At 37.3% G+C, this 23,380-nt stretch carries 25 protein-coding genes; 2 read left to right on the top strand and 23 right to left on the bottom strand.

The genetic code is table 11. The features are described 5' to 3' along the window. Nucleotides 1-6: 6 nt before the first annotated feature. The 14 genes from mtnN to alaS form a co-directional block, all read right to left on the bottom strand. Nucleotides 7-699 carry a 5'-methylthioadenosine/S-adenosylhomocysteine nucleosidase gene (mtnN, locus tag DF281_RS00690; RefSeq protein ID WP_109348333.1) on the bottom strand — a complete coding sequence of 231 codons (693 nt, stop codon included), beginning with the start codon at nucleotides 697-699 and terminating at the stop codon, nucleotides 7-9. A 71-nt stretch (nucleotides 700-770) separates the two neighbouring features. Then, nucleotides 771-1,436, bottom strand: coding sequence for a YrrS family protein (locus DF281_RS00685; protein WP_166636039.1), 666 nt, complete (start codon nucleotides 1,434-1,436; stop codon nucleotides 771-773). A 156-nt stretch (nucleotides 1,437-1,592) separates the two neighbouring features. Next, the gene (greA, locus tag DF281_RS00680; protein ID WP_109348331.1) at nucleotides 1,593-2,069 is read right to left on the bottom strand and encodes a transcription elongation factor GreA; all 477 of its coding nucleotides are present in this window, start codon (nucleotides 2,067-2,069) and stop codon (nucleotides 1,593-1,595) included. A 102-nt stretch (nucleotides 2,070-2,171) separates the two neighbouring features. Beyond that, the gene (udk, locus tag DF281_RS00675) at nucleotides 2,172-2,810 is read right to left on the bottom strand and encodes a uridine kinase (protein ID WP_109348330.1); all 639 of its coding nucleotides are present in this window, start codon (nucleotides 2,808-2,810) and stop codon (nucleotides 2,172-2,174) included. 2 nt (nucleotides 2,811-2,812) lie between these two features. Beyond that, nucleotides 2,813-4,087 (bottom strand): peptidase U32 family protein, encoded by a 1,275-nt coding sequence (locus DF281_RS00670; protein WP_109348329.1) that lies wholly within the window; start codon nucleotides 4,085-4,087, stop codon nucleotides 2,813-2,815. An 11-nt stretch (nucleotides 4,088-4,098) separates the two neighbouring features. Next, a complete protein-coding gene (locus tag DF281_RS00665) occupies nucleotides 4,099-5,028 on the bottom strand; it encodes a peptidase U32 family protein (RefSeq protein WP_109348328.1) in 930 nt (309 codons plus the stop codon). A gap of 5 nt (nucleotides 5,029-5,033) precedes the next feature. Then, nucleotides 5,034-5,666, bottom strand: a complete 633-nt coding sequence (locus DF281_RS00660) for an O-methyltransferase (protein WP_109348327.1) — start codon at nucleotides 5,664-5,666, stop codon at nucleotides 5,034-5,036. Nucleotides 5,667-5,809: 143 nt separating this feature from the next. Further along, a complete protein-coding gene (gene mltG / locus DF281_RS00655; RefSeq protein WP_109348326.1) occupies nucleotides 5,810-6,943 on the bottom strand; it encodes an endolytic transglycosylase MltG in 1,134 nt (377 codons plus the stop codon). Between the two features lie 216 nt (nucleotides 6,944-7,159). Continuing rightward, entirely contained in the window at nucleotides 7,160-7,435 is a 276-nt protein-coding gene (locus DF281_RS00650; protein WP_109348325.1) for a DUF1292 domain-containing protein, read from the bottom strand. A 38-nt stretch (nucleotides 7,436-7,473) separates the two neighbouring features. After that, nucleotides 7,474-7,761 (bottom strand): DUF1292 domain-containing protein, encoded by a 288-nt coding sequence (locus DF281_RS00645; RefSeq protein ID WP_109348324.1) that lies wholly within the window; start codon nucleotides 7,759-7,761, stop codon nucleotides 7,474-7,476. A 25-nt stretch (nucleotides 7,762-7,786) separates the two neighbouring features. Continuing rightward, the gene (locus tag DF281_RS00640; protein WP_109348323.1) at nucleotides 7,787-8,074 is read right to left on the bottom strand and encodes a DUF1292 domain-containing protein; all 288 of its coding nucleotides are present in this window, start codon (nucleotides 8,072-8,074) and stop codon (nucleotides 7,787-7,789) included. Nucleotides 8,075-8,088: 14 nt separating this feature from the next. Beyond that, on the bottom strand, nucleotides 8,089-8,508 hold the full coding sequence (ruvX, locus tag DF281_RS00635; protein WP_109348322.1) for a Holliday junction resolvase RuvX: 420 nt from the start codon (nucleotides 8,506-8,508) through the stop codon (nucleotides 8,089-8,091). After that, complete coding sequence (locus DF281_RS00630; RefSeq protein ID WP_109348321.1) at nucleotides 8,508-8,777, bottom strand: IreB family regulatory phosphoprotein; 270 nt, start codon at nucleotides 8,775-8,777, stop codon at nucleotides 8,508-8,510. The genes ruvX and DF281_RS00630 overlap by 1 nt, the downstream gene beginning before the upstream one ends. Nucleotides 8,778-9,135: 358 nt before the next feature. After that, a complete protein-coding gene (alaS, locus tag DF281_RS00625; protein WP_109348320.1) occupies nucleotides 9,136-11,790 on the bottom strand; it encodes an alanine--tRNA ligase in 2,655 nt (884 codons plus the stop codon). Nucleotides 11,791-12,228: 438 nt separating this feature from the next. Here alaS and DF281_RS00620 point away from each other — a divergent pair, with 438 nt between their 5' ends. Then, a complete protein-coding gene (locus DF281_RS00620) occupies nucleotides 12,229-12,546 on the top strand; it encodes a hypothetical protein (RefSeq protein WP_109348319.1) in 318 nt (105 codons plus the stop codon). Here DF281_RS00620 and DF281_RS00615 read toward each other — a convergent pair. The 6 genes from DF281_RS00615 to cymR are packed head-to-tail and all read right to left on the bottom strand — an operon-like array spanning nucleotide 12,541 to nucleotide 18,831. Next, nucleotides 12,541-12,924 carry a hypothetical protein gene (locus DF281_RS00615; protein ID WP_109348318.1) on the bottom strand — a complete coding sequence of 128 codons (384 nt, stop codon included), beginning with the start codon at nucleotides 12,922-12,924 and terminating at the stop codon, nucleotides 12,541-12,543. The genes DF281_RS00620 and DF281_RS00615 overlap by 6 nt on opposite strands. Before the next feature lie 46 nt (nucleotides 12,925-12,970). Beyond that, complete coding sequence (gene recD2 / locus DF281_RS00610) at nucleotides 12,971-15,412, bottom strand: SF1B family DNA helicase RecD2 (RefSeq protein WP_109348317.1); 2,442 nt, start codon at nucleotides 15,410-15,412, stop codon at nucleotides 12,971-12,973. A gap of 16 nt (nucleotides 15,413-15,428) precedes the next feature. Beyond that, nucleotides 15,429-16,091 carry a tetratricopeptide repeat protein gene (locus DF281_RS00605; RefSeq protein WP_109348316.1) on the bottom strand — a complete coding sequence of 221 codons (663 nt, stop codon included), beginning with the start codon at nucleotides 16,089-16,091 and terminating at the stop codon, nucleotides 15,429-15,431. Nucleotides 16,092-16,106: 15 nt separating this feature from the next. Then, a complete protein-coding gene (gene mnmA / locus DF281_RS00600) occupies nucleotides 16,107-17,231 on the bottom strand; it encodes a tRNA 2-thiouridine(34) synthase MnmA (protein ID WP_109348315.1) in 1,125 nt (374 codons plus the stop codon). A 22-nt stretch (nucleotides 17,232-17,253) separates the two neighbouring features. Beyond that, entirely contained in the window at nucleotides 17,254-18,396 is a 1,143-nt protein-coding gene (locus DF281_RS00595; RefSeq protein ID WP_109348314.1) for a cysteine desulfurase family protein, read from the bottom strand. A 15-nt stretch (nucleotides 18,397-18,411) separates the two neighbouring features. Continuing rightward, complete coding sequence (gene cymR, locus DF281_RS00590; RefSeq protein WP_109348313.1) at nucleotides 18,412-18,831, bottom strand: cysteine metabolism transcriptional regulator CymR; 420 nt, start codon at nucleotides 18,829-18,831, stop codon at nucleotides 18,412-18,414. A 190-nt stretch (nucleotides 18,832-19,021) separates the two neighbouring features. On the opposite strand from cymR, the gene DF281_RS00585 reads away from it, so the two are divergent. Beyond that, nucleotides 19,022-20,302, top strand: a complete 1,281-nt coding sequence (locus DF281_RS00585; RefSeq protein WP_109348312.1) for a replication-associated recombination protein A — start codon at nucleotides 19,022-19,024, stop codon at nucleotides 20,300-20,302. Between the two features lie 42 nt (nucleotides 20,303-20,344). On the opposite strand, the gene DF281_RS00580 is transcribed toward DF281_RS00585, so the two are convergent. The 3 genes from DF281_RS00580 to DF281_RS00570 all read right to left on the bottom strand — a co-directional run bounded on the left by DF281_RS00580 (nucleotide 20,345) and on the right by DF281_RS00570 (nucleotide 23,344). Continuing rightward, complete coding sequence (locus DF281_RS00580) at nucleotides 20,345-21,592, bottom strand: ABC transporter permease (protein WP_240605492.1); 1,248 nt, start codon at nucleotides 21,590-21,592, stop codon at nucleotides 20,345-20,347. Then, nucleotides 21,576-22,475, bottom strand: coding sequence for an ABC transporter ATP-binding protein (locus tag DF281_RS00575; protein WP_109348310.1), 900 nt, complete (start codon nucleotides 22,473-22,475; stop codon nucleotides 21,576-21,578). Before DF281_RS00575 ends, DF281_RS00580 begins: the two co-directional genes overlap by 17 nt. Before the next feature lie 104 nt (nucleotides 22,476-22,579). Further along, nucleotides 22,580-23,344 (bottom strand): tRNA threonylcarbamoyladenosine dehydratase, encoded by a 765-nt coding sequence (locus DF281_RS00570; RefSeq protein ID WP_109348309.1) that lies wholly within the window; start codon nucleotides 23,342-23,344, stop codon nucleotides 22,580-22,582. Nucleotides 23,345-23,380: the final 36 nt, after the last annotated feature.

Here is a 23,380-nt window from a genome sequence, read left to right as displayed (position 1 = left end):
ATTGAACTAAAGTGACTTAACTGTTTCTAAAACAATTTGTGTAGAGTGTTTAGCTGCAACTGGTAAGAATTCCTCAAAACTAACATCTGATTGTTTACCTGCAATATCAGATAATGCACGAATAACTACAAATGGTGTTTTGAATTGGTGACATACTTGTGCAACTGCTGCCGCTTCCATCTCAACTGCTTTCATTGTCGGGAATTGTTGACGTACTTTCTCAACCCTTACTGGATCATTCATGAAAGAATCACCCGTAGTAATTAATCCTGTAGCTGCTTGATGTTCGCCAATTTTATTAACGGCAGCTTCTGCAGCAGCCATTAATTTTACGTCTGATTTAAACGCAGCTGGCATTTGTGGTACTTGACCAATTTCATAACCGAAAATTGTCGCATCTACATCATGGTGACGTACTTCCTCAGAGATGACGATTGCTCCTACTTCAAGATTTTCATCATAGCCGCCTGCTGAACCCGTATTGATGACTACATCTGGTTTAAACTCGTGTAAAAGGATTGTAGTAGACATACCGGCGTTTACTTTACCGATTCCACTTTTCAGAAGGACAACTTCTTTTCCTTCATATGTACCTTCTGTATATTCTGAGTTTGCAATGACTGTTGTTTTTGGGTTTGAGATTGCTGCTCTTAGAAGTTCTACTTCCTCTTCCATTGCACCGATTACTGCGATTTTCATTCATTATTCCGCCTTCCATTTTAAATGTACTATATTACAGTATACATTTATTGCGCCTTCGTCAATACTGACTAATACGCGCCGTTAATTTGATTTAATACTTCTACTTTTACTGGCTTCCAACCTTTTTTATTTTCCCATTTTAAAGAAACGCGATATTTCTTCGTTTTATCTTTCGATGAGATCGTTCCAATCGCTGTATCCGGACCACCATTGTTTTTAATGAACCAAATAATCAGATCATTGTCATCTAATGCAGTTATTTGTGCCATAGCTGACAATTTCTCTTTCCAATCTGCTGATTTCTCATCATAACTTGAAGTATGTCCTGTGCCATCGTCTTGTTGTTTCGTAGGGAAAGCTTGCCAATTCGGATCCGTAAGAACTTCATCCACTATTTGTTCCGTACCTTTTGTGATTTCTACAGTCTTACTTTCTTTTAAAGAATCAATTGAAGTAATTTCTAATGGTTTTTCTAGATCCACTTTATCTTCTTTCGCATCTTCTGTTTTCTTTTCTTCATCTTTCGTTTTTGAATCATTCACTTGCTCTTTTACGGTCTCTTTCGGCGCTTCATTCGCAACCTTTTTTGGATTTGAACTACCTGTAAAAATGAAAGCTGCGACTACAACGATTAAAACGACAACAATGCCGATTAAATAATTTAAAATTCGGTCACTCTTCGCCTTATTTGATGGCTTTTTATCCGAGCGATATCTTCTATTTTCTTCTGTCATAGTTATTCCACCTCTTGTCGTCATAATAGCATATTTCTTCATATTCTTTCGACCTTAAACAAAGCTGTAAGGAAAATGTCATAATGATCATAAAAAAACTGCACTAACCTTACTCATTTAAAGAGTAAAATTAGTACAGATTTTCATCAAATATTATTATTTGATTGAGATGATTTTAACATCCATATCTCCACCAGGAGTCATGATTTTAACGATATCATCCACTTTGCGACCAAGTAATGCTTTCGCAATTGGAGAATCATTCGAAATACGGCCTTCTAATGGGTCTGCTTCCGCTGAACCAACGATTGTGTATTCTTCCTCATCTTCGTCCGGTAACTCTTTAAACGCTACTGTACAACCGATTCCGACTGTATCACGAGCATCAGCACCTTCTTCGATGATCATAGCGTTACGAATCATATTTTGTAATAAAGAAATACGACCTTCAACGAATCCTTGTTCATCTTTAGCTGCATCGTACTCAGAGTTCTCAGAAAGATCTCCAAAGCCACGTGCGATTTTAATACGTTCAACTACTTCTTTACGTTTTGTTGTGATTAGGTATTCTAATTCTTCTTCCAATTTTAGCTTACCTGCAGCTGTCATTGGGTATTGTTTTTCTGTTGACAATTCAATTCACTCCTTAAGTGAGATATAAAAATACTATGTCACGATCCATGTTAGGATGCGACATAGCTGATTCATTAATTAATGTTAATCATTACCATGATATTACACAATGTTGTCAGATTCAACAATTGTTTTAATTTTTGTTACCATAAGGTCGATTGCTACCTCATTTTGACCACCTTCAGGGATGATAATATCGGCGTATCTCTTCGTTGGCTCAATGAATTGATTATGCATCGGACGTACTACTGATAAATACTGTTCTACCACCGAATCAATCGAACGACCTCTCTCATTTATATCACGTAAAATACGGCGAATAATACGTAAATCTGAATCCGTATCAACGAATAATTTAATATCCATTAAATCACGTAATTTTTCATCTGCTAATACTAAAATCCCTTCAAGAATAATAACATCTTGCGGTTCAATATGCTCAGACTCTTTCGAACGCGTATGCAATGCATAATCATAAATCGGCTTTTCAATTGGTTGACGATTTAATAATTTTTCGATATCTTCGATTAATAAATCTGTATCGAATGCATCAGGATGGTCATAGTTCGTTTCTAAACGTTGTTCGAACTCTAAATGACTTTGATCTTTGTAATAGTAATCTTGTTCGATTACTACTAAATTGTGATCTTTAAATACGTCGTGGATGGCATGAGTTACACTCGTCTTACCTGAACCTGATCCACCTGCAATACCGATTACTACTGGTCTATTATTCCCCATAATTAACGCATCTCCTTACGCATCATATCATGCGGATTTACTTTTTGCTCACATTTGAAGCGAACGATTTGAAGTGGATGTCTAGCAGCATCCAATGATTCACCTTTTTCATCTAAAATTTCTTCGATTACTGTTGTGAAATTCTCTATATTCGGACCAAAGAATTCTAGTTCGTCCCCTGGTTTAAAATAGTTACGTTGTTGTAATGTAACCATTTTTGATTCTTCATTATAATCAAGAACCATACCACAGAAATCAAATTTTGTCTGTTTTCCGTGTTCTCCAAACATTTGCTGTTCGTAGTTCGGCTCTCCTTCAAAGAATGATGAAGCCGTTTCACGATTTGCACATTTATCTAATTCTTCCAGCCATTCTTGTTGAATGACGAAATTGTCAGGATCTGCACAATAAGCATCAATCACTTTTCGATAAACAGTCACTACTGTCGCGATATAGTGAATCGATTTCATACGACCTTCTACTTTTAATGAATCGATGCCTAGTTCGATAATTTTCGGAATAGATTCAATCAACTTCAAGTCTTTTGGACTCATCGCAAACGCTTCTTTTCCTTCTTCAAATAATGGTTTCTCTTCTCCATCTTCCACCGCATAAAGGTCATAATCCCAACGGCAAGATTGACAACAGCCACCACGGTTTGAATCACGTGCCGTCATATGATTCGACAGCACACAGCGACCAGAATAAGCGATACACATCGCTCCATGAACAAATGATTCGATTTCGATATCAACTTTTTCTTTCATCAATTGAATCTCTTCTGCACCTGTTTCACGAGCTAATACAACACGCTCTAAACCTTGTTCTTTCCAATATTGAACTGCTTTCCAGTTTGCTAAAGATTGCTGCGTACTTAAATGAATTTCAAGTTTTGGCGCAACTTCTTTACATGTTTCGATAATTAATGGATCCGCTACAATAATTCCTGTAATACCAACGCGCTCAAGCCCTTGAAGATATTCTTCTAAGCCATGCATATTATCATTATGAGCAAAAATATTCGTCGTTACATAAATTTTCGAGCCGTATTTATTAGCGAACTCAACACCTTCTTGCATTTCTTCTAGTGAAAAGTTACCCGCATTCGAACGAAGGCCGAACTCTTGACCACCGATGAAAACAGCATCTGCACCATAGTGTACTGCAATTTTTAATTTTTCTAAATTACCAGCAGGCGCAAGTAACTCAGGTTTTCTCGTGATGACACGTTTGCCATCAATTATTTCTGATATACGATCATTTTTGATCATCGTCATTTGCTCTCCCCCTAGTAAACTGTTTCTTTGAAGTAAAAACCTGTATCAAGAGGACGGATTTCAGGTTGAATTTCTTCAATTGCCTCTAATAAATCTTGTTTTACATCATCATAATCATCTTCTGACTCCATATAGGCATCGATTGCCTTACGGTAGCAAGAAGTGACAGTGATCGCATATTCATCCGAGCAAAGAACTGAATCAAATTTGAAAGAATCTACTTCTGCTTCAAATAATTCATTCAATTCATCAATGATACAAATGTCGTTCGGAGTATAAATATGCGTACCATTTAAATCTTCATAAATCGGGTATTTATTTTCACGTTCTTTATCATGTAAGAACATGTTCTTCGCTTCCTTACGATTTTCAACTTCCATCGTTTTCTCTTGGAAAAGGAAGTAGTTACCTAAAAGCGAGCGTTTTGATTGGAACATACAAGTCATACCATGGACTAACACTTCCACTTCAACTTCTGCATTCTCTTTAATCTCAACGACTTCTTCCATACTTAACTCACGCGCTAGATATGTACGAGTCGCGCCTCGTTTGCCCCAATAATTCGCTTGGAACCAGTTCGTCGAAGTTGTTTCGGCATCCCAATGTAATGGAATATTACTTTCAGCTTCGCGTCGAGCAATAATAATAGACGGATCTCCAAAGATAATCGCGTCTACTCCGATTCGATCAAGTTGTTGAATATATGGTGTAAGTGCGTCAACACGATCATTATGAAAAATAGCATTCATCGCTACATAGGCTTTTTTGCCAGCCGTATGAATCATCTTAACTGCCTCTTCAATTTGAGCAATAGTAAATTCACCTGCTAATCGTAAGCCGAATTTTTGTTCACCAAGTACAAATGCGTCTGCTCCTGCTTCAAGTAGCTCTTGTACATGTGACACCGAGTGCGGGGTTACAAGTAATTCTGGTTTTTTCATCCTATTCACCTCTTAATACAAATTAATAAACCATCTCCTACTGGGAAGAAAGTTGATTGGTACTGTTCGTTTTGAATGACCCATTCTGCAAATTTATGCAAGTTTCGGATCATCGTTCTTTTACGTCTAGGTACATCCTTCATATCTAAATCTGAAAGTCCATGCATATACATATTATCAATATATAAAATGCCTCCAGATTTCACAAGTGGGCTATATTTATCAAAGAATTTTTGGTATTGTCCTTTTGCCGCATCAATAAAAACAGCATCAAAAGATGGATATTTGCTCTCAACATCCACTTCTAACGCATCGCCTTCAATCAATACGATATTCTCTTTTACATTTGAGCGTTCGATGAATCCCTTCGCTTGTTCAATACGAGGTTGATCACGTTCAATTGTAACAATCTGAACATTCTCAATCGCTTGTGCCATACGAATAGCTGAATAGCCAATCGCACTCCCTACTTCTAAAATTGAGGCAGGTTTTTGAATTCTAAGCATTTGAAGTAAGTTTTCAATGGCTGACAACTGCATAATCGGCACATGATTGTCCGTAGCATATTGTTCCATCTCCATTAAAAGTTCATCTCTTGTAGGTATGAAAGGTTGGATATACGCATCTGAAATTTCCATCTGCTAATCGACTCCTTATTTATATACAAAATACACTTTATCCTACCATAAAATCATTAGAAAAGCTATATGTCAACCTATGTCAATACTGTGCCAAATAAAAAAGCTGAACCCTTCTACTAACGAAAGGTTCAGCTGCATAATTATTCTTTTGAGTCATTTGAACGAACATATTTCGCAACATTTTGCTGATGTTCTTCATATGATTCCGCGAAATGGTTTTGGCCTTTTTTATCTGCTACAAAGTATAGATAATCCGTTTTAGCCGGATCAATTGTTGCATCCATTGAAGCTCTTCCCGCATTCGCAATTGGACCTGGTGGTAGGCCTTTATTTTTATACGTATTGTACGCATTTTTCACTTCTAAATCTTTGTATAGTACACGATCTTTATGTTTGCCTAACGCATATAATACTGTAGGATCCGTTTGTAGCGGCATACCTTGTTCCATACGGTTATTAAATACGCTTGCGATTGTTTCACGATCTGATTGAGCAGTTGCTTCTCTTTCTAATAGAGATGAGAATGTTAAGAATTCATGTGGAGACATTTTCATTTCTTTTAGTTTCGGCTCATATGAACGAATCATCGAATCAGTTTGTGCAACGAATTTTTCAACAATTTCTTCAAGCGTTGGAGATTTTGTAAAGAAATCATACGTAGATGGGTATAAGTAACCTTCTAGTTTATAACGGATTTCCTTCCCATCAACTGCTTTCGTAACTGTATCAGGATATTTCGCTTTCATTTCTTTAATGAATTTCTCACTCGTAACTAGTTTCATAAACTCTTTCGAAGTAAAATCAGTGCGTTTTTCAATAGCTGCACCAATTTGTTCAAGCGTTAAACCTTCAGGAATCGTAATTTGGAATTCTGGCTTACGATAAACTTTTCCTGTTTTTAAAGATTTAATAATATCATCCACTGACATTGATGGCGGAATTTTATAAGTACCGGCTTGGAATCCAGCATTATTTTTGAACTTAGTATAGTATTTGAAAATTTTCGCGTTTCGAATTACACCTTTATCTTCTAATGTTTGAGAAATAGAATCTAAATTAGAACCGATTGGAAGTTCAATTTTAACCGCTACTTTATTATTTTCATCAACTGGTTTTAATGCATTTGTTACGTAGAAATAAGCGCTAATTCCTATAATTAGAGCTAGAGCGATTAGTGCTGCCCCAACATATAATACGATTTTTCGAACAATTTTCTTTTCTTTTTGACGACCTTTTAATCTTTCAAATTCGTCTTGTGGTATTTTCGGATCCACATTGTATCCCCCTTCATATTACATATACATAATTACGAACTATTCCATTGTAGTTGAAATTAGCCTACTAATCTATTATTAATTCATAGAGTTAATAATTCCCTTGTTTTTTAATCATAACCTTATTTTTGCCCAATTATAAAAAAAGTCGCGAAAGCCTCAAATGAGTTTTTTCGCGACTAGCTTTGGTCTATACAAGATCAGCTAAAGCTTCTTTTATAGACTCATAATTGTATTAACAACTTCTTCGATTAATGCCCACTCTTCTTCAGTCTCGATTTCATAAAGTTGCTCTCCATTACCGTCTTCATTGGCGATTACTTCTGCAGCTTCAATTTGAATATCTTCTTCAACCTCACCGTTCTCTTCATAGAAAACCAAGTATGTTGAATCTGAATCATCTGGCTCGATTCGCGTCAATATTGTATAAATCACTTCATTACCGTCTTCATCTAACTCAGTGAAAAAATTACCATTAAAATCTTGTGTCATGCTTATTCACCTCACCCAAATAAAGATTACGAAGATTATTAAGCTTCTTCTTCTTCGTCAGCTAATTCAGCAAGTACACTCTCGATGAATTCCCATTCTTTATCTGATTCAGGGTCGATGCCTACTAGCTCATCGTCACCATCTTCATGTTCGATTACTTCAGCAGCTTGTACTTCTACAGCTTCATCAGAATCTGCATGCTCTGCAAATAAAACATAGTTTTTATCTAATTCTTCTGAGTACACGCGTGAAATTACTGCAAAAACAATTTCATTACCGTTCTCATCGATTGCTACGATATGTTCATGGTTATGTTCTTCTGTCATAATAAATACCTCCTAAAGTGATGTATTAAGCTTCTTCGTTTTCATCGTCTAATTGCTCGATTACTTCTTCTAAATAAGCCCATTCTTCTTCAGTTTCGATTGGTTGTAATTCGCCATCTTCACCATTTTCAGCTGGTGTGAATGAAGAAGCCATGATTTGTACGAAACCATCTTCGTCTTCTGAACCGATTTCGCTATATAGTACGAAGTTTTTACCGAATTCTTCTGATTCTACGATCGTTAGAATTTCACAAAGAATTTCATTTCCCTCTTCATCTACTACTGTGATTGTGTTTTGTTGTTCGTTTGTCATTTTGTTTTGCTCCTTTAATTTGAATTGCGGTCTAAGAATCCTTGTAGGATCATAACAGCCGCCATTTTATCAATTACTTTTTTACGGTCTTTTCTGCGTACATCTGCTTCAATTAAAAGACGCTCTGCAGCCATTGTAGTTAGTCTTTCATCCCATAATGTTACTGGGAATCCAAACTCATCCTCAAGCATTTTAGCATATTTTTGTGAAGCTTCGCCACGCGGACCTACCGTATTGTTCATATTTTTTGGAAAACCGACTACGAATTGATTCACTTCGTATTGCTTTACTAGTTCACGAATTCGCTCGATTCCAAATACTTCATTCTCTTCGTCGATTTTAATTGTCTCAATTCCTTGAGCCGTCCAGCCTAAAGCGTCACTTACCGCAACTCCGACTGTTTTTGAACCGACATCTAAACCCATTGATCTCATTATTTAGCCTCGTTATTCTTTTTAATATAAAACTTCACAAGCTCTTCAAGAATTTCATCACGTTCAAGTTTGCGAATTTTTGTACGAGCATCTTGGTGACGCGGGATATATGCAGGATCACCTGAAAGTAAATAACCCACCATTTGATTAATTGGATTGTACCCTTTTTCTTCTAGTGCTGCATGAACATGAAGCATCGTTTCGCGAACTTCTTGTTCCATCGGTTCTTCAGGGAAATTAAATTTCATCGTTTGATCAAACTTACTCATGCTAACACCTCACAATAAAGTTAAAGTAGTCATTCTACTCATTAGATTTAGTATAACTTAATATGAGTTTCTTTTAAACCGAAATCGTATAGTTCGTCATTAATTTAGTAACCGAACATAATTATTAGACTTAAAAGAGATTGAAAAGTTTCAATTACTTATATTTTTACACTGTATATTACTGTTTTACCTATTTATTTGATTTTTGACAATTCCATGACGTTTACACGTAAAATTCGTCCAATTGAATAGGTTGGTTCTTAAATCAATTCAAATTCTCAATTCTCCTGGAAAGCATCTTTGTTCCTAAATCAATAAAGAGGGAATCGAAAATCCGATCCCCTCTCCACTCATTCCATTATTTTAATGAATCTATTACTGAAGCTAATGCTGCTTCTAGTTTGTCTGCGTCTTTCGCACCAGCCATTGCCATGTCTGGACGACCTCCGCCTTTACCGCCACATTGTTCAGCAACTGCTTTCACAATTTGACCCGCGTGATACTCTTTACCTGCGATTTCTTTCGAAACACCTGCACATAGCATAACTTTATCGTCAGCTACAGCACCTAGAACGATCACTGCTTTGTCTAACTTCGCTTTTAGATCATCCATTAATTGACGTAATTGATTATTATCTTTTGCTTCAACTTTAGTAGCTAAAACAGTTACGCCATTAATTTCTTGTGCTGCACTTAGTAAGTCTGCAGATTGTGCGCCAGCTAATTTCGCTGAAAGTGATTCATTCTCACGTTGTGCATCTTTTAAATCATGTTGTAAAGATTCGATACGAGCTGGTACATCTTTTACATTCGATTTTAAAGTGTGTGCTGCTGCTTCAAGCGTCTGTTGCTCTTCTTTCGCCGCAAGGAATGCTGCTTTACCTGTTACTGCTTCGATACGACGCGTTCCGGCACCGATTCCGCCTTCAGAAAGGATTTTGAAGAAACCGATTTCTGATGAACGTTTTACATGAATACCACCACATAATTCGATTGAGTAGTCTGAAACTTGTACGACACGTACTACATCGCCGTATTTTTCACCGAATAGAGCCATTGCACCCATTTCTTTTGCTGCTGCGATTGGCATTTCTTCAATAATTACTTCGATATCATCCCAAATGCGTTCGTTTACAGCTAATTCAATTGCTTCAAGCTCTTCTTTTGTTGTTGCACCGAAGTGAGAGAAGTCAAAACGAAGACGGTCTGGACCGACATAAGAGCCAGCTTGGTTAACATGATCGCCAAGGATGTCTTTAAGCGCGCGTTGTAATAAATGTGTAGCTGTATGGTTTTTCACGATTAGATTACGTTCTTCGCGATTAACAACTGCTGCAACTTCATCATTTAAGTTCATTTCACCTGATTGAACGATTACAGTGTGTAATGGTTGACCGTTTGGCGCTTTTTTAACGTCTTTTACATAAGCAGAGAATGAATCATTTGAAATCGTACCGTGATCGGCTACTTGTCCACCCATTTCTGCGTAGAAAGGTGTTTCAGTTAATACGATTACTGCTTCTTCACCCTCTGAAACTGTTTTCACTTCTTCACCATTTGCGATGATTGCTGTAATTTGAGTTTCAGTTTGTAAAGTATCGCCACCTACAAATGTAGATTTTTGCGTTAAGTTTGCTAATACTTCTGATTGTACTGACATTGAATCAACATCTTGACGAGCTGCACGAGCGCGGTTACGTTGTTGTTCCATTTCCGCTTCAAAACCTGCTTCATCAACAGTCATACCAACTTCTACTGCATACTCTTCTGTTAATTCAACTGGGAAACCATATGTGTCATATAGGCGGAATGCATCTGCACCCGGAATCGTCGTTTCACCTTTTGCTTTTTGCGCTGCTACTACATCATTAAAGATTGATAAACCATCATTTAATGTTTCGTGGAAACGTTGTTCTTCATTTTTAATTACACGTTGAATGAAAGCTTCTTTCGCTTTTACTTCAGGGTAGAAGTCTTCCATAATTGCGCCAACAGTTGGTACTAATTCAAACATGAATGGTTTTTCGATCCCGATTTGTTTTGCGTAACGAACCGCACGACGTAGTAAACGACGTAATACATAGCCACGGCCTTCGTTTGAAGGTAATGCGCCATCTCCAATAGCAAATGCAACCGTACGAATATGGTCAGCTACTACTTTGAATGGTGTGTTAATATCTTCTTCACTACCGAAGATTTCGCTTAATTCCATTTCATCTGGGCGTTTGTAACGACGATCAGCGAATTTCTCAATTGTTTCGATAATCGGCATGAATAAATCAGTATCATAGTTTGTAGGTACATCTTGCATTACTGATGCAACACGTTCTAATCCCATACCTGTATCAATATTTTGTTTTGGTAGCGGTGTGTAAGTGTGATCTGGATTATGGTTGAATTGAGAGAATACTAAGTTCCAAATTTCTAAGTAACGTTCATTTTCTCCACCTGGATATAGTTCAGGATCCGTTAAATCACTACCGTATTTCTCACCACGGTCATAGAAGATTTCAGAGTTTGGACCTGATGGACCTTCGCCGATATCCCAGAAGTTACCTTCAAGACGGATTAGACGATCTTCAGGAATACCTACTTCATTTTTCCAAATATCATAAGCTTCTTGATCTTCAGGGTGAATTGTAATTGATAATTTTTCAGCTTCAAAGCCAAGCCATTTTTCTGAAGTTAAAAATTCCCATGCAAAGTGGATTGCTTCTTTTTTGAAGTAATCGCCGATTGAGAAGTTACCTAGCATTTCAAAGAAAGTATGGTGACGAGCTGTCTTACCAACGTTTTCGATATCATTTGTACGAATTGCTTTTTGAGCATTTACAATACGTGGATTATCAGGAACTACTGAACCATCGAAGTATTTTTTCAAAGTCGCTACCCCAGAGTTGATCCAAAGTAGTGATGCATCATTAATTGGTACTAGAGGCATACTTGGTTCTTGCTTATGTTGCTTTTCAACGAAGAATTCGATAAATTTACGGCGAATATCTGATGTTTTCATATTTGTTCCTCCTATTTTTAAATACGTACGATGATGTGCTTTAGACAAAATAAAAAGTCCCCATCCCTATGGAAAGGGACGAGAACTGTATAATCGTTGTCGTGGTACCACCCTAATTTATAGAAGATTTTTAAAAAAGTCCTCTAACTCTTAGCACTATAACGTAGTGACCGGCAGTAATTAACTGCACTCAGGAATAGCTTTCCGAAATTGAATGAGGAGATTTTTTCAGCCAAGAAATCTCTTTCTGCTCACATTGCAAAAACATACTTTTTCCTTCATCGTGTTCATTTATTATATTCTTGATTATAAGAAAATGAATGCGTGATGTCAATGGTTGCTGCTTCATTACACTTTTAAATCTATTTGAACTATTTTCCATAATTATGTAACTTATCAAATTCTCATCCGTATGTATACTAATAAGGAGTTGATTTGATGAAACGAAAAATAATATACATCATTACATTACTTGTTCAAGCAATCGTAACTTTTGGCGTTAGCATTTATTTTGATGTTCGTTTTATAGAAGTCATGTTTTTCGTCGGCTTATTTTTCATTGTAATTGGCCTATTTTTCTTAAGCGGTGACAATACGCTTACCAATTTTAACAATGCTCAATTACAGGCACGAACAGGAATTTCCCTAGCTTATGAGAAAACAGTTTATACAGTTGGCCCGTTTCTTATTAGTTCAATCGTTTATTCTGTTGTCGGACTTGGTTGTTTTTTATTAATCGTTTACGGTTGGTTATAAAGGTAATTCCAAATGAATTGTATCTTCATAAAGTTGTTCTAAATAAGCATCCGTTCTTGAAGGATCTCGAAAACCAAGTTCTTTATAAAAATTCAAGAGTGTAGAGTCTGCTGTACAAACGTACAAGGCTTCTGCACTTTTTTCTATTGCGTACGTTTTTAATCTTTCGAATAAGTCACGATCTCCGACTAATTCAACAATTCGTAAGCGAAAACCTGAAATGTATTGGCAGTCTAGCGCAGCAAAACTTGTCACTTCCCCATCTTCAACTGTGCCGATGATCAAAGCTTCATGCATAAATAAATCTTCTAAAAGCAACATTCTATGCTCACTTAAATTTCGGATCGACTGGATTTCACTCAATGATAATTCCTTCATATCAACTCTCCTAAAAAAATAGGAAACTACGCTTTCGCGTAATCCCCTAAGTATCTAATAATTCCTGTTGCTCATCTACTAAAAAATCTGTAGGCTTAATGCGATCCATACCAATCATCGGTGGAATTTGCATGAAATTATCCATCGTTAAAGCAAATGTGGCTGGCTTCTCCGGAATTTCCTGATCGGCTGGTTGTTCCTTTTCGGCAATTTCATCGGAAGATTCAAGTAATCGACTCGATAAGCTCGTTTGTCTTAGAATATCTGAATCATTTTGAATACCTCTTAAAAATGTTTCAGGCTCCCCACATAGAATCAGGAAGTTTTTAGCTCTCGTTAAACCCGTATATAAAAGATTTTTCCGAAGCATTTTTGAATAGCCACTTACAACCGGCATAATGACCATTGGAAATTCACTACCTTGTGATTTATGAATCGAACAGCAATAAGCCAGTGTAATCTGATTCAAGTCTGAACGCTCATATGTCACTTCAATTCCATCAAATGAAATGACCATAACATCTTGCTTCTCCGTTGTTTCCTTTGCTTTCAAAATTGAGATGATTTCACCCATATCACCATTGAAGACATTACTATTTGGTTGATTGACAAGTTGAAGTACTTTATCCCCAATTCGGTAAGTTGTTTCGCCAAATTGAATTTCCTTCGTTTTCGCATTTTTCTTCGGATTGACGAATTCTTGAATCAATTTATTCAAGGCATCAATCCCTGCATCACCACGGTACATCGGCGCTAATACTTGGACATCATGAATAGAGAATCCTTTATTCAATGCCGATCCAATAACTTGTTGGACAACGCTTGGCACTTGATTCGCATAGGCCGGTATAAATGAACGATCGCTCGTTTTCTCCGTTAAATTCGTTGGTGTTTGCCCCATTTTCATCTGATGCGCTAATTCGATGATTGATGAACCATCTGCTTGGCGATAAACATCGCTTAATTCGACAGTAGGAATCGCTTTTGAAGCGAGTAAATCCTTCAATACTTGGCCAGGGCCTACAGGTGGTAATTGATCCTGATCCCCGACAAATACAATTTGACATTTATCGTTAAGCGCTCTTAATAGTTGATGTGCTAACCACGTATCAACCATCGACATTTCATCAACAATTAATAATTTCCCTTCAATTTCACGTTCTGATTCTTCTTCCTTATCTTGTCCATTAAATCCAAGTAGTCGATGAATCGTCTGTGCAGGTAATCCTGTAGACTCACTTAAACGCTTCGCTGCACGACCAGTTGGCGCAACTAGAATGATTGGGAATTCTTCGTCTTTTTTACTATATTCTTTCGGATCGAGCGATAAGCCATGTAACTCCGCAAATACATCTACAATACCTCGAACAACGGTTGTTTTCCCCGTACCTGGACCACCCGTTAAAATCATAACCGCACTATTAATAGCTGTCTCAATCGCTTTAATTTGCGTCTTGGCATACGTCACTTCGAATCGTTCTTCCGCATCACCAATCCATTTGCGAATTTCTGATACTGGGAATGCCGATTGTTCTTCATTTTTTTCTTTCAGTTGCAATATTTTTGAAGCGATTCCGACTTCCGAATAGTAAAGAGATGGAATGTATAAACGAGTTTCCTCACCACATAGTAATCCTTCTTCTCCTAAACGAATAATCGCTTCTGAAATTTCTTCAAAGGAAATGACGACATTTTGACTTTGCTCCAAAATCGCTTTCGCCTGCGGAATCACTTGCTGCGCTTCAATAAATGTATGCCCATCTGATAATGAAGCTTGATTGACGATATGAATAACAGCCGCTTCGATTCGACTCGGATGCGAACCGCCAATCCCTAATATCTCGCCTAAGTCATCTGCACGTTGGAATCCAACACCATCTACATCTGCAATTAATCTATAGGGATTTTCTTGTAATAATTGAATCGTATCCTCTAAATAAAGCTGATAGATTTTGATCGCCAGTTGCGCACCAAAACCCCATTCCCCTAATTTGATCATTATACGGTCCATACCTAAGTTTTGTTGTAAAACAAGGCGTAATGTTTCTTTTTTCTCTTCGTTTAATCGAGGAATATCATCCAAAGATGAAGGATTATTAATGATGATTTTAATGGCATCTGCCCCTAGTTTTTTGACGATAATCTCAGCCGTTCTACGTCCAATACCAGGGAATAAATCACTACTTAAATAAGAGATTACGCCCGTTTCAGTAGCTGGAATCTCTTTTTCAAATGTCTCCGCCTTAAATTGCGCGCCGTATTTAGGATGTTTCGTCATTCTGCCAGTAAATCGATAAATCGAATCCTCTACTACCTTTGGAAAATATCCTGCAACTATCACTTCTTTTTCTTTATAATCCGTATTCGTCTCTTGAATTTTCAGCTTTATAATGGAAAATAAATTCTCAGCATTATGAAAAATAGAGACGACAGGTCGACCCACTATGAATAATTTTTCATCTGCAAATAGTGAAAGATTTTCAGTCAACTCTGTCCCCTCCTTTTTAGTTACCTTTTTTCTGTTCAAGCATATCGTAAATATAACGAGCTTGATCGAATTCAGGTTGTAATGTATAAGCTTGTTGTAAATGGTATTGCGCATCTTTAATATTTTCTGTTGAAACTGCAAATAATACACCTAAATTATAATGTGCATCTGCATTATTCCAATCAACATCAATAATATGACGTAATTCTTTTTCCGCCTGTTCAAACATTTCTAATGAACACATTAAAATGGCGAAAGAAAGTCGGATTTGAATATCGTCTGGAGCTAACTCGGCAGCGCGTTGTAAATAAGGTAACGCTAATTTCGTATCTCCAGCTGCTTCAAATGATTTACCTAGCATGAAGTAAGCATCTGCCCCTTCAATGCCTGCACGAATTGAACGTTCATATAGTTTAGCCGCTTCTTCAAAACGCTCGCTATTGTAGTAAAGATTCGCCAAACCATAGTAAGCAGTTGCCGCTTCTTCATCAATTGTTAATGCTTTTTGGAAAAATCTTTCCGCACGTTCATTATCATCCATTGAAGCTAGAAGGTTACCAAAATTAATGTAACCAATCGCTTCCTCTGGATTTACTTCGATCGCTTCTGTAAATGCTTTTGCTGCATCTTCAAAGCGCTTTTCTTGCATTGCTTTAATACCAATTTCATTGTGATTCACAAAATCCAACTCCTATTACCCTACGTATGTTAATTTTTCGCCGTTTTTAAATACTTCATCAATTGTTGCGCCACCTAGACACTCATCACCATCGTATAATACGACAGATTGACCTGGTGTAATGGCACGAGTAGCTTCAGAGAAAGTCACATTCCAACGACCATCTTCTAAAATTTCCACTTCTACAGGTACGTCTGTTTGACGGTAGCGGAATTTAGCTGTGCAATTGAATTTGGTTGGCATTTCACGATTTGTTGTGAAACTTGTTTTCACTGCTGTTAGGCTAGTTGAATACAATTTATCGTGATGGAAACCTTGTCCTACATATAGAACATTACGTTTTAAATCTTTACCGATTGCAAACCAAGGCTCACCATCGCCACCGATTCCAAGACCATGACGTTGACCTAATGTGTAATACATTAAGCCATCATGTTTACCCATGACACGACCATCAAATGTTTCCATATTACCTGGTTGTGCCGGTAAGTATTGGCTTAAAAATTCTTTGAAATTTCTTTCGCCAATGAAGCAAATACCCGTTGAATCTTTTTTCTTAGCTGTTGCAAGACCTGCTTCTTCCGCAATTTCACGAACGCGCGGCTTTTCAATGTCTCCGATTGGGAACATGACATGCGACAGTTGTTCTTGTGATAATTGGTTTAAGAAGTAAGTTTGGTCTTTGTTATGATCAACACCGCGAAGCATTTTAACGCCTTCGTCAGTTTCTTCAATACGAGCATAATGCCCAGTTGCAACATAATCTGCACCTAGACGTAATGCGTGTTCAAGAAATGCTTTGAACTTAATTTCTTTATTACACATAACATCAGGGTTTGGAGTACGTCCTGCTTTATATTCTTCAAGGAAATAAGAGAAAACCTTATCCCAATATTGTTTTTCAAAGTTTACTGCATAGTATGGAATTCCAATTTGATTACAAACTTTAATAACATCTTCATAATCTTCGGTCGCTGTACAAAAACCGTTCTCATCTGTATCATCCCAGTTTTTCATGAAAATCCCGATGACTTCATAGCCTTGTTCTTTAAGAACATGTGCCGTTACAGAAGAATCGACGCCTCCTGACATACCTACTACTACGCGTGTTTTCGATGGATCTTTAATTTCTCTAGTCATTGTTTTACTTCACCTTTTCTCATTATTTCGTAAAACGCTCTACAACGGTCACAATCGACTGTGTAGCTCGTTCAATTTGCACATCGTCAAGTCCATAGCCAAAACTGATGCGGATTGAGTTACGTAGTTCTTCAGCGCCTTTGCCATACATCGCGACAAGTACGTGTGAAGGATCAAGTGAACCCGCTGTACAAGCAGAACCACTCGACACGGCAACTCCAGCCATATCAAGGTTCACTAAAAATGACTCAACATCCATACCTTTAAAACTAATGTTTAACAAGTGAGGTAATGCGTGAAGGGCATCCCCATTTGTATGGTATGAAATTTGTGCCTCATCCAATTTTTGTAGGATGAAATTACGATATTGCTCAAATTGTTGTTGTTTTACTTGCATGGACTGTTGAGCAAGTTCGACAGCTTTTGCAAAACCTATAATTGCAGGTACATTTTCAGTACTTGCGCGGCGTTTTCTCTCTTGATCGCCACCAACTAATAGTGGATCAATCTTCGTAGAAGCACGCTCATATAGGAAACCGATTCCTTTTGGACCATTTAATTTATGTGCTGAAGTTGATAGTAAATCCACACCTAATTCATCCACATTCAATTGTTCAATGCCATATGCTTGAACGGCATCCGTATGAAATGTAGCTGGGTGATTTTTTAATAATTGGCCGATTTCAGCAATTGGTTGAACCGTTCCAACCTCATTATTACCGTACATAATCGTTACAAGAATCGTATCATTTCTCAGTGCATTTTTTAAGTCATCGATAGCTATCATACCACGACTGTCAACAGGTAAATACGTCACTTCAAAGCCATCATTTTCAAGTCGTTCACATGCTCTTAACACCGCATGATGTTCGATTTGAGTCGTAATAATATGTCGTCCTTCTTGTTGACGTGCGTGTGCTGTCCCAAAAATCGCTAAATTATCTGCCTCAGAACCACCACTCGTGAAGACAATCTCACTCGCTTTTGCTCCAATTGATTTTGAAATTACTGCTCTCGCATCATCTAAATATTTTCTCGATTCACGACCGATTCCGTAAATTGATGATGGGTTGCCATATACTTGCGACATTGTATCCGTCATTACTTGAATTACTTCAGGATGCATTGGCGATGTTGCTGCGTGGTCTAAATAGATGTCGTTCATTAAAAAAATCTCCTTTTAAATGTAGAACATAAAATTATCTTCTGTGTTTTCTTCTGTATATTTCGCTAAATCTTCTAGGCTCGTCGTATCCAGCACATTTTTCACTGCATCACGAATACGCATCCACAATTCTCTTTGTGGAGGTGCTTCATTTTCGATTCCTTCAACTGGTTGAATTGGGCCTTCAAGTACTTTTACAACATCTGCTGCAGAAATAAGATGCGGTGGTTTCGCTAACATATAGCCACCATATGCACCACGAACACTCTTCACTAATCCAGAGTTACGTAGCGGAGAAACTAATTGTTCTAAGTACGCCTCAGATAAATGATTATCCGTCGCAATTTGTCTTAAAGGGATTGGCCCTTGACCATACTGTTTTGCTAATTCGATCATAATCGTTAGACCATAGCGGCCTTTAGTTGAGATTTTCAATTGGATCCACCTCGTATATTTAAATTCTTTATCGCTAAATTATAACATAAGACCACCCTTTGTACTTGGTTTTGCTACATGAAAATTTGTTTCCGCTGATCATTCAATTTTCAGCCTTTCAATTGATGCAATTTTAACCGCGTCTGTTAAACTAATAACAGACAGTAAACTTAAATGTAGGAGTGATTGAATGTCGAATGAACCGTTAGCGTACCGAATGCGCCCTCGAAATATCGATGAAATAATCGGCCATGAAGACATCGTCGGACCGACTACCAACTTATATAAAATGATCAAAAAAGGTCATGTTCCGTCCATGCTTCTATATGGCCCACCCGGCATCGGCAAAACGTCACTTGCATTTGCAATAGCAGGTAGTGTCGACACGCCCTTCTTTGCACTCAACGCCACTCGTGCAGGCAAAAAAGACGTAGAAGGTATCGTTGGTGAAGCGCATTTTTCAGGACAGGTCATCCTCTTCCTAGATGAGATCCACCGCTTCAATAAGTTGCAACAAGATACACTTTTACCCCATGTTGAAAATGGCTCGATCATCTTAATCGGCGCGACAACAGAAAATCCATTCCATGACGTAAATCCAGCGATTCGTTCAAGATGTGGCGAGATTAAACAACTTTCACGCTTAACATCTGACAATCTCGAGCAACTTGTTCACCAAGCACTGAAGGATGATGAAAGAGGACTTGGTAAAATCGGCATTAACATCACGGAAGAACAAATACAAAAAATTGCGTCAGCAGGTAATGGCGATGCACGGAAAGCGTTGAATTTACTTGAATCTGTTTACTATTCTTCAGATGAAGAAGATGATGTCGCCATCGTGAAAGATTCAGTCGTTGATAGTTTAGCGAAGCAAATTGGTGTGTTCGGTGATAAAAAAGGAGATCAATTTTACAATTTGATTTCCGCTTTACAAAAATCAATTCGAGGTAGCGATGTAAACGCTGCGTTATATTACTTAGCAAACTGCTTGGAGAATGGCGATTTAGTTGCAGTAAATCGACGCTTACTTGTCATTAGCTATGAAGATATTGGTTTAGCGGACCCTGCAGTTGGTCCACATGTGCTAGCTGCTGTTCAATCTGCTGAAAGACTCGGTATGCCTGAAGCGAGAATTCCTTTAGCACAAGCGGTAATTGAAATGTGTCTTGCTGAAAAATCAAATTCTGGCATTTCAGCAATTGATGCGGCAATTCATGATGTTCATAAAGGCAATGCGGGTGAGATTCCACCACATTTACGCGATGCTCATTATGGCGGCGCAGCAGAATTAGGTGTCGTCGGTTACAAATACCCTCACAATACACCTGTAGGAACTTTCGGTGGCTGGGTTGATCAACAATACTTACCCGACAAATTAGCAAAACGAGAGTATTACAAGCCTGTCCATGCCGGTAAAGAACAACGAATGGCAAGTATTTATGACAAGCTTAAATCTTTTAAAAAATAGCAAAAAGCAGCAATCACTGTGACATGTGACTGCTGCTTTTTATTATGTTGTAACTTTTAATACGGTTTTGATTTTTTGAATAATCCCGCCAGTACTGTAAGTTAATACACTACGCTTGTAGAATGTTAAGCTGATTGCGAATAGTGCCATTACAGTTACTGCTAACGTAATTAATGAAACTAAAATATAGAAGTTCGATACGTCTGTCGCGCCCATTCGTAAAGTCATGACCATTCCTGATGTAAATGGAATGAATGAGAATACTTTAATGAGCATAGAATCTGGATTACCCATACCTGAAATCATGACATAGAAACCAATCAATGTGATGAAAATACCAGGCATCATTACTTGAGAAGCTTCATCTACTTTCGATACTAACGAACCTGCTAAAGCACCGATAATTAGGAACAGTATAATTGAAAGTACGAAGAATAAGCTTACATAAATGAAATAGCTTGGTGACAATTGTTTCATCATGGAAGATGCACCATTTACTAACTCAGATTTCGATGAAAATTTAGCGATTGTAAACGCACCCGCAAATAATAGTATGATTTGCGTCATGCCTGTTAAAAATACGCCGATTAATTTCGAGAATAGATGTGTCGATGGTTTTACTGAAGCCATTAACACTTCTAATACACGCGATCCTTTTTCAGATGCAATATCCGTCGTGATCATTGACATATAACTTGTCACGAAAATATAGATTAAGAAACCGATAATATATGCGACAAGAATTCCTGCACTTTTCTCATCTGAGGTTTTTGAAGCGACTGTTTCTGATAAATCTACTTGTTTAACAAGTGTTTGTGTTTCTAATATTTGCTTCGCCTGTTCTGGCGTTAAATTCATTTTTTGAACGCTGTAAATCTTCCCAGCATTCTCCGCTAGCTGATTAATCGTAGACTGGATTTCCAAATCTAAAGAGTCTGCAGTAGCTAATTTCACCACTAACTTCCCTTTTTCATCTTTCAAGTAAAGCGCAGCATCTACTTCGCCCTTTTTCACTCGCTTATTCACTACTTCTTCAGAGTCTTTCATTCGCATGAACATTAAATCGTCTGAAGAAGGGAATTGGTCGTACAGATTCGCTTTCGTTTCATCGACGAATGCAATTTTGACATTCGAATCATCGCTTTTAAAAACATCCTTAATCGATGACCAGTTAAATACAACAGCAATAATGGCTAAATAGAGAATAGTTAATCCGATAAATGATTTCGATGTTACTTTTTGTTTATAAAGTTGTTTGACTAAAAGCATTAATTTACTCAACTGGCTCACCTACTTTTAACTTGAAGATTTCGTCTAAAGATAAATAATCTAAACTGAATTTCTCCATATATTTACCACCATTTAAGTAATGGAAGATTTCTTCACTATATGATTCATCCTCTAAAAATAATGTGAAACCGTCTTTCGTTTTTTGAACGCGATTCACACCAGTTAAATTCGCAAGCTCATCGAAAGTTTTATCTGTTCGAATCGATAATTTAATTTTGCCATATACTTCTTTTAATTGTTGAAGGCCACCTGCGTAAAGCGATACACCTCTTTTTAAAATACATAGATGATCACAAAGTTCTTCTACATTATCCATTTGATGACTTGAGAACAATATCGTCGTCCCTTGTTTTTTCAAATAAATAATTGAATCCATTAAATGCTGTCTATTGACTGGATCAAGACCACTAAACGGTTCATCCAAAATTAAAAACTCTGGTTTATGAATGAAACTCGCGATCAGTTGAACCTTTTGCTGATTCCCTTTTGACAATGTTTCAGCTTTATCATTTCGTTTTTCGACTAGTTCAAATCTTTCTAACCAATAATCTATGTCCGGCTTCAACTCTTTTTTAGACTTCCCACGTAAAGTACCGAAGAAATATAGCTGTTCTTCTACTTTCATTTGAGGGAAAATGCCACGTTCTTCTGGTAAATAGCCTAAGAAATCACGATCTAACTTATGTACGGATTTCCCCTTCCAAAGAATTTCGCCTTCTGTCGTTTCTTGCAAATTTAAAATCATACGGAAAGTAGTTGTTTTTCCGGCTCCATTTTGTCCGATTAAACCAAAGATTTCACCTTGTTCAATCGTAAAATCAAGTGCGTTGACTGCGACAAAATCTTTGTATTTCTTCGTCACTTGTTTTATTGCTAAAGTCATGAAACTCCTCCTTGTGATGTTTTACGTATAATATACTACTTGAATTGGCAAAAAGTTTCAAAAATTAGTAAAACCGCCCGAAATTCAGCGAGCGGCTTACTTAATTATTTATCTCTCATTGTTGAAATATGAATATCTTCAAGGATTTTACGAATCACCCAACTCGCTGCAATCAGTCCCACAGATGACGGTACGAATGCATTAGATGATGGTGGCATTTTCGCTTTACGAATCGCCGCATCTGGGTTCCCGACTTCTTCCACTACATCTGGACGAATCACAATTGGACTTTCATCAGAGAAAATTACCGGAATCCCTTTTTTAATTCCTTCTTTTCTTAATTTCGTACGAATAACTTTTGCAAGTGGATCTGTATTCGTTTTTGAAATATCAGCGATTTTAAAACGTGTTGGATCCATTTTATTTGCTGCACCCATACTTGAAATGATCGGAATATCGCGTTTTAAACATTCCTTCATAATATGAATTTTATAAATAACAGTATCCGAAGCATCGATGACATAATCCGGTTTGTAGCTGAAAAATTCTTCATACGTTTCTTCCGTATAGAACATATGCAAGTCATGTACTTCACAATCCGGGTTAATATCGGCAATTCTTTCTTTCATTACTGCTGATTTAGAGCGTCCAATTGTCGACATATATGCGACTAATTGACGGTTAATATTCGTAATATCGACATCATCTTTATCGACAAGGATAATGCGGCCTACTCCAGTTCTCGCAACTGCTTCCGCTGCAAATGAACCGACTCCGCCAATGCCTAGAATAGCGACTGTTGTATTTTTTAATTTCTCGATGCCAGCTGCGCCGACTGCTAATTCATTTCTTGAAAATTGATGTAACAAATGACTCACTCCGATGTTTTGAAATGTTTTTATAAG

Source organism: Kurthia zopfii, from assembly GCF_003143955.1.
GTDB lineage: Bacteria > Bacillota > Bacilli > Bacillales_A > Planococcaceae > Kurthia > Kurthia zopfii.
This window is presented reverse-complemented; position numbering and strand designations above follow the sequence as displayed.

Coding starts and splice junctions, on each gene's coding strand:
- DF281_RS00575 (WP_109348310.1), bottom strand. CDS start 22,475: ATGACTTTAGCAATAAAACAAGTGACGAAGAAATACAAAGATTTTGTC.
- DF281_RS00650 (WP_109348325.1), bottom strand. CDS start 7,435: ATGACACAAGATTTTAATGGTAATTTTTTCACTGAGTTAGATGAAGAC.
- alaS (WP_109348320.1), bottom strand. CDS start 11,790: ATGAAAACATCAGATATTCGCCGTAAATTTATCGAATTCTTCGTTGAA.
- mtnN (WP_109348333.1), bottom strand. CDS start 699: ATGAAAATCGCAGTAATCGGTGCAATGGAAGAGGAAGTAGAACTTCTA.
- DF281_RS00615 (WP_109348318.1), bottom strand. CDS start 12,924: ATGAAGGAATTATCATTGAGTGAAATCCAGTCGATCCGAAATTTAAGT.
- DF281_RS00595 (WP_109348314.1), bottom strand. CDS start 18,396: ATGAACGACATCTATTTAGACCACGCAGCAACATCGCCAATGCATCCT.
- DF281_RS00645 (WP_109348324.1), bottom strand. CDS start 7,761: ATGACAGAAGAACATAACCATGAACATATCGTAGCAATCGATGAGAAC.
- DF281_RS00585 (WP_109348312.1), top strand. CDS start 19,022: ATGTCGAATGAACCGTTAGCGTACCGAATGCGCCCTCGAAATATCGAT.
- DF281_RS00665 (WP_109348328.1), bottom strand. CDS start 5,028: ATGAAAAAACCAGAATTACTTGTAACCCCGCACTCGGTGTCACATGTA.
- ruvX (WP_109348322.1), bottom strand. CDS start 8,508: ATGAGATCAATGGGTTTAGATGTCGGTTCAAAAACAGTCGGAGTTGCG.
- udk (WP_109348330.1), bottom strand. CDS start 2,810: ATGGGGAATAATAGACCAGTAGTAATCGGTATTGCAGGTGGATCAGGT.
- DF281_RS00660 (WP_109348327.1), bottom strand. CDS start 5,666: ATGGAAATTTCAGATGCGTATATCCAACCTTTCATACCTACAAGAGAT.
- DF281_RS00640 (WP_109348323.1), bottom strand. CDS start 8,074: ATGACAAACGAACAACAAAACACAATCACAGTAGTAGATGAAGAGGGA.
- DF281_RS00670 (WP_109348329.1), bottom strand. CDS start 4,087: ATGACGATGATCAAAAATGATCGTATATCAGAAATAATTGATGGCAAA.
- DF281_RS00685 (WP_166636039.1), bottom strand. CDS start 1,436: ATGACAGAAGAAAATAGAAGATATCGCTCGGATAAAAAGCCATCAAAT.
- DF281_RS00620 (WP_109348319.1), top strand. CDS start 12,229: ATGAAACGAAAAATAATATACATCATTACATTACTTGTTCAAGCAATC.
- DF281_RS00630 (WP_109348321.1), bottom strand. CDS start 8,777: ATGAGTAAGTTTGATCAAACGATGAAATTTAATTTCCCTGAAGAACCG.
- mnmA (WP_109348315.1), bottom strand. CDS start 17,231: ATGACTAGAGAAATTAAAGATCCATCGAAAACACGCGTAGTAGTAGGT.